Genomic DNA, 10620 nt, shown 5'->3' on the forward strand with positions numbered 1-10620 from the left:
GGGTGCCGGGTGGGCGGGTCTTGTCGCGCAGCAGGCCCGCGACACCCTCCTCGGCAAAGCGCTGCTGCCAGCGCCAGACTGCGGGCCGGCTGACGCCGGCCTGCCGAGCCACGTCCTGCACGCTCAAACGTTCGAACGAGAGCAAGACGATGCGCGCCCGCTGGATGTAATTGAGCGGACGGGATCGATCACCGGCGATCGCGGACAGCGCTGACTCGGTGGCATCGTCGAGGAGCACGCAGACGGTCTGAGCCATCGCCCAGACTCGCATGCATCACCCCCCGTGTGAATCCTCTGACCGCGTCAGTGCACTAGGATGCGGCCCAGGCCGGCCGGGCGCCGATCGCAAGCCAGGTACTCGCTCGCCGCCCCGAACTCGACAAGATCGAGAGCGAGATCCGCAGGCGGAAGCCCGATGGCCGACCGCCTGTTAACAGCGTTGGCACGACCATGATCCAGAGCCTAACACCCAGAGATCCTAATGGTACGAGTTCGAGTCGGCACCTTTTGCGCCCACCCTTCGTCATGTATAGCAGACGGCCTCATAGACGCATGAACGAGGATCGGCACGGCCAACAATCAGGACGTATCCCCGCCATAATGCTCGTCGTCGCTCGAAGCCTGCCAGACACGGATGCGAACATTCCTCATATGTGCCACACTGTCCTAGCGGACCGAGGCCGTAGTTGCGGATACGATAGCCATGCCGGTTCTCTAAGCGGCCGCGCTCGCAAAATTAGCGAACTGAGCCGCTGCGTAACACATGCACTGCCAACCAAGTGCGGCGACAAAAAACGTGCGCGTCTATAATTCGCCGCGAGAGAACCAGATTTAGAATAAGCCGGTCGATCTTCGACAGATCGCCATCAGGGCAAGAGAACCAACAGGATCGTTGCGTTTTATACAATAGGAACCTGCATCGCCAAAGAAGCCGAGTACCCTAGTGGACGCTACTCAGCACCTCACCACACCGGGTTTAACAACAGGCCTTCTTATTCTGAATGCGCGACCGGGAGCAGCAAGCAACAGTATGACAAACTATGAAAAATTCAACCACGATCTGAATGAGATTCGTTGCCTGTTGACAGAAAGCGGGCTTTTCGATTCCGAATGGTATTTGAAAAACAATGGCGATGTTCGTATCGCCGGCTTAGACCCATTGGAACATTTCGTAGGAGATGGAAGGATTGAGGGCCGAGATCCAGGGCCGGATTTTGACACAGCTTACTATCGCCAACAACACTTGTCAGATATAGACATAAACACACCGGCTATAGATCACTACTTAAAGATCGGAAGGGCACAAAACCTTCCCACCAATAAATTCTATCGCCAAAATGAATTCCGCCGCCTACTCATAGAAAGTGATCTCTTTGATGCCGAATGGTATTTAAGAAACAATAGCGATGTGCGGGCCGCCGGTTTAGATCCACTGGAACATTTCATAGTGGACGGAAGAATGGAGGGCCGAGATCCAGGGCCGGATTTTGACACAGCTTACTATCGCCAACAACACTTGTCAGATACAGACATAAACACACCGGCTATAGATCACTACCTTAAGGTAGGAAGAACGCAAAATCTTCCAGCGAATAAGTTTTACCGCCAACATGAATTCCGCCGCTTACTGGTAGAAAGCGAGCTATTCGACGCCGAGTGGTACCTAAGGAACTACAACGACGTGCGCATCGCGCGCCTAGACGCTTTGGAACACTTTGTGACGGCGGGCGCTTACGAACACCGGGACCCTGGGCCAGACTTCGACACGACATATTACATAGAACAGGCCCCGGGGTGCTCAGTGAATGACATGTCGCCAATAGAACACTATTTAAGGATCGGTAAGCTTGCCGGAGTGAAATTCAAAGGTCCATCACCCTACCAAAAATGGAGGAACAATTTTGACCTAATAAGCGATTTAGACCGCCAAATAATTACTTCCAGCTCCGCAGAGTTCTCTGCAATTGAGTTCGTGCATTATAGTTTTTGGTGCAAAGACCCTTCGACCACTGAAATTTCCGAACAAATCGGGGCCCGTTATCGACAGACATCGCTCTCGAAAAACTCTAATTTTCGCACAATATCGAGAGAAATAACGGAATTGTCCGTAAACAATTCCGTTTTAATTTTATCCTATGGAAATATTCGCCTTAGGCCACACGCCGCGTATACGTTTGCTTCCAGAATCAGCAACAGCGGCGCATCCGCGTGGTACGCGGACCATGATTACTATGATGATTCGGGAGAAGCGATAAATCCAATATTCAAACCTGACTTTTCTCGTTATCTGATGATTACTCAACATTACATCGGACCTGTCATTGCCATAAAACTCGACTCTGCGACACTTGACTCTACGCTGGAACTAATCCGTGGAATAATCAACTGTCCAACGCCGAAGATGCTGCCGCCGATAGTATCCGAACACTTAGCAGAGCGGCAGATTGAACATGTTCCGATGGTTCTATACGGAATCGATGAGCGAGAAGCTTCGCTGCTATATCCCTATTCTAAGAATTATTTTGAGCCGATCGCCAGAAATATTGTCAATCACTTTGAGGGGGGATACATCCCGTCGTCATCTATCTCCATAATTATACCGACGAGGGATGCCTTCGAGATATTGAAAAACTGTATAGAAAGCGTCTTGGAAAAGACAGGATACCCTCGCGAGCTGTTCGATATCCTTGTCGTAGACAACGGCTCTACTGACCCAGAGAGCTTGGATTATCTGCGTCTATTGGATAGAAATAATATAGCTTCCGTGGTCGAGCATCCAGGCTCGTTTAACTTTTCTGCAATCTGCAATACTGGGGCAGAAGCATCCCGCTCTGATATCTTAGTTTTTCTGAATAATGACACAACTGTTATTGATCCGGACTGGCTTCAACATTTAGCCCATTTTGCAGAACAGTCTGATGTGGGTGCGGTTGGAACGCAATTGTTATATCCAGACGATACAATACAACACGCCGGGATTATTCTAGGAGTTCAAGGCGTTGCTGGGCATAGATTAGTTGGTTTTTCGAGAGAGGGTGCCTCTAGGATAGACACAACGCGAGAAATGATTGCTGTTACAGGCGCATGTTTAGCGGTCAGACGAAAAATCTTTGTGGAAGTCGGCGGCTTTGACACAAATTTGGGCATCGCCTTCAACGACATCGAATTTTGTTTAAACCTTCATAAACGGGGGCTTTCAAATTTCTATCTAGGCCTTCCGCTATTATATCATCACGAGTCTAAATCTCGGGGTCTCGATAATACAAAAGAAAAACAACTTCGATGCCTCAGGGAAGCTATCTATACTCGGCAGAAATTTGCTGATCTGTTTAAAAATGACCCATTCTACAGCCCTAATTTGTCACTGCATCGTCCCGGATCATTGGCTTGGCCCCCGCGTGTAATTAAGCCTTGGCGCGCACAGCCCAAGAATAGAAAAGTCTTGATCCTCTCGGTTGGCCATCAAATTGGCCACGGAGTGGGTTGTGTTGTAGCTCTGCAGGCCGAATTCTTCGTCCGGAACGGTTGGAGCGTAACCGTTGGCGGCCCTGTATCGATGTATGATCGAGAGTATCCTTCATGCGAGAGGGCTGACTTGGCTGACGTTACGAAAGCTGCAGCGTATATAACAAATGAAGGATTTTCTTGCGTTATTGTCCACACGCCTCCGTTCTTCGCAATAGTTCGAATTCTCGGGCAGTCACCTGCTGTTTATTTTTATGATCACGGGGAACCTCCAGCGGAACTGTTCGATGACGAGGAACGCCGAAGTGATGTCGAGTGGGAAAAAAGATTCTGCGCTCCGCTGGCGCGAAGAGTTTACGTCATATCCCAGGCCATTTACGAACAGCAATTTGAGTCCACCGCTAAAATTCTACGTAACGGAAACAGTCATCTGTCGGTCTGGTCCGAGCAGTGGGCGCATCGCAGATCAGCTCTACGCTCTAAATTCGGCTTTGAAGGCCGAAGAGTAGTCCTAAATGTTTGCCGATTTCATAAAGCGGAGCGGCGATATAAAGGCATAGATGCGTATATCGATCTCGCCAAAGAGCTGCCGTATTCGTCTGCCGAACGTAATGAATACCTTTTTATTCTCGCTGGTCGAGGGGATCCGGACGATATTAAATACGTGTCGGAGCAGGGAGTTAATGTCTTCGCGAATGTAAGCGACGCCGAAATGGCAGAGCTATACGCGGCTAGCGACCTATATGTGAATTTGTCACGATGGGAAGGGTATAACTTGGGAATTGGCCAAGCACTGGCGATGGGGTTAAATGTTGTTGCATCCGACATACCCGCCCATCGAGAATTTGGTGTAGCCATTTCAAATTCTATTCCAGAGTTATGCAGACTCATCAATAGCTATTTCCGTGGAAATAGCGCCAATCCCGCTGATCGAAAAGCGAAAATTGACTGCTGGTCTGGTCCGCTTGAAGTACTATTGAGCGATTTAACAGCTGATTCAATTGTCCCAGTATGACATTGCAAGAGGTGTTCCGGTACGCCGTGAGGCGAGCAAAATCGGTCCTACTCCTGGTGCGCCGGGCCGACTGCTTGGCCGCGTTATCGGACACCTCGAAATACCCCCTTCCGTACGGTGCGGTGTCGTGATTCCCTGATGCTGTCGGCGTTGGGGAGGCTCGGATGGGTCAGCCAGGGTTCTTCGATCTGGATGAGCGCTATCAGCGTCTGTCGGAGAACGGCGACCCGCTGGTGAAGCTCGCGGCCTTGATCGACTTCGAGGCTTTCCGCCCGAAGTTGGCCACCGCACTGAAGCGGTCCGATGGGTCGAAGGGGGGCCGCCCGCCCTACGACCCGGTCCTGATGTTCAAGATCCTGGTCCTTCAGACACTCTACACGCTCTCGGACGACGCCACCGAGTTCCAGATCCGGGATCGGCTCTCGTTCATGCGCTTCCTCGGTCTCGGCTTCGAGGATTGCGTGCCCGACGCCAAGACGGTGTGGCTGTTCCGGGAGCACCTGACCCGGGCCGGCGCGATCGACGAACTGTTTGCAGCCTTCGACGCCTGGTTGAAGGGCAAGGGTTACCTCGCGATGTCGGGCCAGATCATGGATGCCTCAATCATCGCGGCTCCGCGTCAGCGCAACACCGATGCGGAGAAGGCGGCTCTCAGGGAGGACAAGATCCCTGACGCGTGGGCGGCCAAACCGAAGAAGCTGGCGCAGAAGGATCGCGATGCCCGCTGGACCCTGAAGCGGGCCAAGGCGCGGCCCGCAAAGGCGGACGGCACCAAGGCCAAGGTCGAGATCGCCGTTCCGATGTTCGGCGACAAGACCCACGTCTCGATCGACCGCAAGTACGGGTTCGTCCGCCGCTTCACCGTGACCAGCGCGGCCGCCCACGACGGGGCACAACTGGCCAACGTCCTCGACGCGACCAACACGGCGGGCGACGTATGGGCCGACACCGCCTACCGCTCGAAGACTAACGAAGCGCATCTCGCCAGGAATGGCCGGCGCTCGAAGGTCCACTTCCGGCGGCAGCCCGGCCTCGATCTGACGCCGGCGCAGCGCAAGGCCAACCGCGCCCGCTCCAAGGTCCGCTCAGCCGTCGATCCTTCGACAGGCTCAGGATGAGGCGGTGTTCGCCGGGCAGAAGCACCGCTTCGGCCTGTTCGTGCGCACGATCGGTTTGGCCCGAGCCCGGACCAAGATCGGGCTCGCCAATCTCGCCTACAACCTCAAGCGCTTCCTTTGGATCGAAACCCGGCCGGTGGCGGCCTGAGGGACGCTCGGGATAGCCCCCTGAGCTCGTTCACGACCACCGCCAGATTACCAGAACGCCAGTCCAATCACGCCAAAGCTGCGAGTGGCGTCAAATCGACGGCTAAACCCCGCAATTACAGGGTTCTTCGAGGTGTCCTATCGCAAGAAGGCCCGTCTTAAAGTGCATAAGCCCGCATGACTTTGTAAGCTGATTTTTTAGATGCCGCCCTGCAGCCGGTTTAATGGGCCAGCAGGCCGAGCTGGTCATTACCCTAGAAATAGCGACTTCGAAGTGTACCGAATGCTACGAGAAGCAAATCGTGCAATATTGGTGATCTGGCTCCAGCAGGCCATCTGTATGATCCCGGAATGTGGTGTGACGGGTCGAGCCTTTAGCGTTCGGGCTCTTTCGTCCGGACCTGAACGACGTGCTCGTAGGGCGCGAAGCCTCGCAGGGTCTTCAACCGACTGGCATGGTTTTAGGCATGCACGAACAGCCGAAGGTGAACCGCACCGGGTTTCCCCGAGGCTCCAACTCCTGAGAGGATGGAGCCATGACGAAGCGAACCCCACCGTATTCCCCTGAGGTCCGTGCCCGCGCGGTGCGGATGGTGCTGGACCACCAAAGCGAGCATGCCTCGCAATGGGCGGCGATCAGCTCGATCGCGGCCAAGAGCGGCTGCTCAGGCGAGACGCTCCGGAACTGGATCCGGCAGTCCGAGAGGGATAATGGCCTGCGCGGCGGCCCGAGCACGGACGAGCGCGAGCGGATCAAGGCGCTGGAGCGCGAGAACCGCGAACTCCGGCAGGCCAACGAGATCCTGCGCAAGGCATCGGCGTATTTTGCAATGGCGGAGCTCGACCGCCCGTTCAAACGATGAAGGCGTTCGTCGACGAGCACCGCGATGCCTACGGGGTCGAGCCGATCTGCAAGGTGCTGCCGATCGCCCCGTCGACGTACCGTGCCCATGCCGCACGGCGTGCCGATCCGAGCAGGCTACCGGCATGGGCCAGGAGCGACGCTGCGCTGATGGTCGAGATCCAGCGTGTTCGAGGCAAACTTCCACGTCTACGGCGTGCGCAAGGTCTGGCGGCAACTCGGCCGGGATGGAATCACGGCGGCCCGGTGCACCGTCGCGCGGCTGATGCAGGCGATGGGACTGAAGGGCGTCGTGCGGGGAAAGCGAGTCCGGACGACGACACCTGATCCAGCAGCGGTGTGCCCGCTCGACCGGGTCAACCGGCAGTTCAAGGCACTGCGCCCAAACGCACTTTGGGTCAGCGACTTCACCTACGTGGCGACCTGGTCCGGGTTCGTCTACGTGGCTTTCGTGATCGACGTCTTCGCCCACCGCATCGTCGGTTGGCGGGTCTCACGAACCGCCCACGCCGCCTTCGTGCTCGACGCCTTGGAGCAGGCCCTGCACGAGCGTCGTCCCCTCCAGGGCGGCGGCCTCGTGCATCACAGCGACAGGGGCTCGCAACTTGGGTTCAAGCGGTCGTCGCAACACCATCTTCCACGGCGGCCAGCACAGCGTCGAGCGCCTCTGCCGGCGTCTTCCAGTTCAGCGTCTTGCGCGGTCGGCTGTTGAGGGCCGCGGCCACAGCAGCAAGATCGTTCGCGCTGTGGGCGCTCAGATCCGTTCCTTTTGGGAAGTACTGCCGCAGTAATCCGTTCGTGTTCTCGTTCGTCCCCCGCTGCCAGGGTGAGCGCGGATCGCAGAAGTAGACCTGCAGACCCGCGTCAATCCGTAAGCGCACATGCTCGGCCATCTCCGCTCCCTGGTCCCAGGTCAACGAGCGCCGCAGTTGCTCTGGCAAGCCCGCGATCGTGCCGGTGATCGCCTCGCGGACCGCCTCGGCCCCGTGCCCCGCCAGCGCCGGGCCGTTCTTGGCACGCGGTGTCACCCCATGGCCGTCCATCGGCGGAAGATGCAACAGCATCGTGAAGCGTGTCGTGCGCTCGACCAGGGTCCCGATCGCCGAACTCTTCAGTCCCAGGATCAGATCTCCTTCCCAGTGGCCCGGCACCGCGCGGTCCTCGACCTCGGGCGGACGCTCGCTGATGAGCACGTCGGGGGTGACGAACGACTTGCCTCGGCCCAGGCTGCGGGCCCGCGGCACCCGCAACACCCGTCCTGTGCGAAGACACGCGGTCAACTCACGCTTCAGCGCGCCCCGGCTTTGGACGTAGAGGGCCTGATAGATCGCCTCGTGACTGATGCGCATCGTCGTGTCGCCCGGAAAGTCGAGCCTCAGGCGCTCGGCGATCTGTTGCGGGCTCCAGGATCGACCCCATCGCCGGCTCTGGCGTCGCCCGTGTCGCCGTCCCTTCCAGGCAACGCTCGGTCCAGGCAAGGCGCTCCCGCCCGGTGTTGCGACAGCACCGGCGAGCCGGTCCTGCACGTACGTCCGCAGCACCACGTTCCCCGCCAGCTTTGCTGGCTTGGGCCGGCGCGCCGCGCGTTCAGCGTGCCACTGCGCGGTCGTGGCGCGATAATCCAGGCCGCCACTGCGGGTCGCCGCATTGCGCCGCAACTCTCGCGAGATGGTCGACGCCGCACGTCCCAGACGTCGAGCGACTTCTCGGACCCCGTGACCTTGCGCGTGGAGTATCGCGATTTCCTCCCGCTCCGCGAACGACATGTAGCGCGCAGAAGGCGACTTGGATGATGATGACAAGTGGGACGGTGCCATCCCGCCTGCCATCCGGAACCACCGCGAGCCGACCGGTGGCGAGATCCCGACCTTCATCGCTGCGTCCTCGCTGGAGAGACCCAGGGCGATGAACGCCCAGAACCCCCGCCGCGTCTCGCGCAGACCGACCCCGGGACGACCCGGTGACCGAAGCTTCTCGCGAAGAGACCGATCTGAACGTCGCCGACCCGCCATCACAACCGCCCTCCGCCAAGCCGTTGCGACGATCGGTTGAATTTACCCAATACCTTGCTCTGCGCTACACCGAGCGGCTCGCTGACGCTGGTGTCGAGCCATCAGTCGGCAGCGTCGGCGACAGCTATGACAATGCTCTGGCCGAGACGATCAACGGCCTGTTCAAAGCCGAGGTGATCCGTCGGCGTGGGCCGTGGCGGTCGTTCGAGGCGTCGAGTTCGCCACCCTCGAATGGGTCGACTGGTTCAACACCCGCCGCTTGCTCGAACCGATCGGGAATATCCCTCCCGCCGAGGCCGAAGCGCGCTACTATGCCCAGACTGAGGTGCAAACCTTGGCCGCCTGACCCAAACCAAATGGCCTCCGGGAAACCCGGTGCGGTTCAGTTGCAGAAAGCTTTCGGGCCTGTGCGGTTGCGCGGGGTATGGCAGAGAACTGGACCGCGTTGTCGGTCAGCACCGTGTGGATCCGGTACTGCACGAACGCCACCAGGGCACGCTGGACGTCAGATGCTGTGTACTGCTTGGCCTCTTTCTCCAGCTTGGCGAACGCCAGCTTTGAGGTTCGGTGGATGGCCACAAGCAGGTGGGGCTTGCTTTCCCAGTCCTGACCTCGGCGATGTTGATGTGTATGGAGCCGATGACGCCATAGGCGAATCGTTTCCCCTTGAGCTTGTGGTCTTCCATCTCTGGCAGGCGGCTGATGCCGTGCTGCTGGTGTTCTGACATCGACAGATTATCCAAGCGCCACCTGATAACCATCTGCTGGGCCAACACAAATTCGAGCAGGCAGCGAATCAATTGTCTGGTTCTCTGCACTAGCTGCTCTTGGCCACAAATATTAAATATGATATGCGTTGCGCGAAAAATCTATCGAGCAACCTTCTGGATTTATTCTTCAATGCCGGTCATTCATCTAATAAGTTTTGCAGATGGGCCTTACACAGCTCGGAAAAAGACATTCATACAGGAAGCTAAAATTATGAATATGTATAGCAATATCGCAGTTCATAACTACGATACTCTGCCGCGCGATTTTTTAGCGGAGCACAAAAATTTCATCGCTTCTAATAAGCGCGGCTTCGGGTACTGGATCTGGAAATCAAAAATTATCCTCGATAAACTGAAAAGCCTGCTTCCGCATGAAATATTAGTATATGCTGATATTGGCTTCCGTCACAATCCTAATGGTCGCGATCGCATGATCGAATACGCAAGAATTGCACAAGCATCAAAATACGGAGTTCTAGCTTTCCAGCATCCATTTGTCGAATATTATTGGACCAAGATGGATCTTGCTCACCGACTCAATGTTGCGAATGACTTACGCATTATGGCAACATCGCAGTTTGCTTCGGGGCTATTGGTACTCGTGAAAAATGATCACGCACTCTCTTTAGTCGAAGAATGGCAAAAAATCTCCGTGGAACACGACTATCATTTTATCAACGACGCAAAATCAATAAGTGCTAATGATCTCCGTTTCATGGAGCACCGTCACGATCAAAGTATATTAAGCCTACTCGTAAAAATTCGCGGCGCCGAAGTAACATTTTACGAAACTTCGTTGCATAAGGTGGCATACGAACTCCACGGGCATCAATGGCCGATGCTGGCAGATCGTCTCAGATCATAGGTGCTTAACTGTTTGGTTGCGGAACGTCGTTGGGATGTGGCACGCTGGGCGATCAATGACCTGACCGGCTGGCTTTGGACCGGGCTGATTGAGAGGATCAGCCAGGACCGGAGGGGTCGGACATGCGGCGAGGTCAGAAGACGAACGCGGAGCAGGTGGTGCTCAAGCTGCGCCAGATCGAGGTGCAGACAGCTCAGGGCAAGAGTTTGGCCCTTGCATGCAGGGATGCGGAAATCTCTGAGCAGAGCTATTATCGCTGGCGTAAGGAGTACGGCGGCCTGAAGGTCGATCAGGCCAAGAAGATGAAGGATCTGGAGCGCGAGAACGCCCGGCTTCGTCGCCTGGTAGCCGATTTATCTCTGGCGG

The 10620-nt window shown here is 56.4% G+C and carries 5 protein-coding genes, 4 pseudogenes and 1 other annotated feature; of the genes and pseudogenes, 6 read left to right on the forward strand and 3 right to left on the reverse strand.

The window, feature by feature from the left end; genetic code table 11:
* Positions 1 to 256, reverse strand: a 256-nt coding sequence (locus tag FV228_RS10990) for a helix-turn-helix domain-containing protein (protein WP_147854661.1), incomplete at its 3' end; no start/stop codon positions are given.
* Between the two features lie 687 nt (positions 257 to 943).
* Between FV228_RS10990 and FV228_RS10995 the strand changes: the two genes are divergently transcribed.
* Both FV228_RS10995 and FV228_RS11000 read left to right on the forward strand, forming a co-directional pair.
* A complete protein-coding gene (locus FV228_RS10995) occupies positions 944 to 4480 on the forward strand; it encodes a glycosyltransferase (protein WP_147854662.1) in 3537 nt (1178 codons plus the stop codon).
* 164 nt (positions 4481 to 4644) lie between these two features.
* Positions 4645 to 5746, forward strand: a pseudogene (locus FV228_RS11000) (IS5 family transposase).
* 373 nt (positions 5747 to 6119) lie between these two features.
* On the opposite strand, the pseudogene FV228_RS34155 reads toward FV228_RS11000, so the two are convergent.
* A pseudogene (locus FV228_RS34155) lies at positions 6120 to 6233 on the reverse strand (IS481 family transposase); the annotation flags it as partial.
* A gap of 48 nt (positions 6234 to 6281) precedes the next feature.
* Here FV228_RS34155 and FV228_RS11010 point away from each other — a divergent pair.
* Positions 6282 to 7211: pseudogene (locus FV228_RS11010) on the forward strand (IS3 family transposase); the annotation flags it as partial.
* Positions 6563 to 6679 (forward strand) — a sequence feature (AL1L pseudoknot). (Overlaps the previous pseudogene by 117 nt.)
* Positions 7212 to 7218: 7 nt before the next feature.
* Here FV228_RS11010 and FV228_RS11015 read toward each other — a convergent pair.
* Positions 7219 to 8619: an IS30 family transposase gene (locus FV228_RS11015; protein WP_147854663.1), complete on the reverse strand. Its 1401-nt coding sequence runs from the start codon at positions 8617 to 8619 to the stop codon at positions 7219 to 7221.
* A gap of 47 nt (positions 8620 to 8666) precedes the next feature.
* On the opposite strand from FV228_RS11015, the pseudogene FV228_RS11020 reads away from it, so the two are divergent.
* The 3 genes and pseudogenes from FV228_RS11020 to FV228_RS11030 form a co-directional block, all read left to right on the forward strand.
* Positions 8667 to 8965, forward strand: a pseudogene (locus FV228_RS11020) (integrase core domain-containing protein); the annotation flags it as partial.
* A gap of 635 nt (positions 8966 to 9600) precedes the next feature.
* Positions 9601 to 10254, forward strand: a complete 654-nt coding sequence (locus tag FV228_RS11025) for a hypothetical protein (RefSeq protein ID WP_147854664.1) — start codon at positions 9601 to 9603, stop codon at positions 10252 to 10254.
* A gap of 122 nt (positions 10255 to 10376) precedes the next feature.
* On the forward strand, positions 10377 to 10620 hold a 244-nt coding region (locus FV228_RS11030), incomplete at its 3' end, for a transposase (RefSeq protein ID WP_147854665.1).

Origin of the sequence: Methylobacterium sp. WL18 (assembly GCF_008040015.1) — a bacterium.
Taxonomy (GTDB): Bacteria; Pseudomonadota; Alphaproteobacteria; order Rhizobiales; family Beijerinckiaceae; genus Methylobacterium; species Methylobacterium mesophilicum.

Bases quoted from the DNA above. Each gene is read 5' to 3' on its own strand.
- FV228_RS11025 (WP_147854664.1), top strand. From the start codon at position 9,601: ATGAATATGTATAGCAATATCGCAGTTCATAACTACGATACTCTGCCG.
- FV228_RS11015 (WP_147854663.1), bottom strand. From the start codon at position 8,619: ATGGCGGGTCGGCGACGTTCAGATCGGTCTCTTCGCGAGAAGCTTCGG.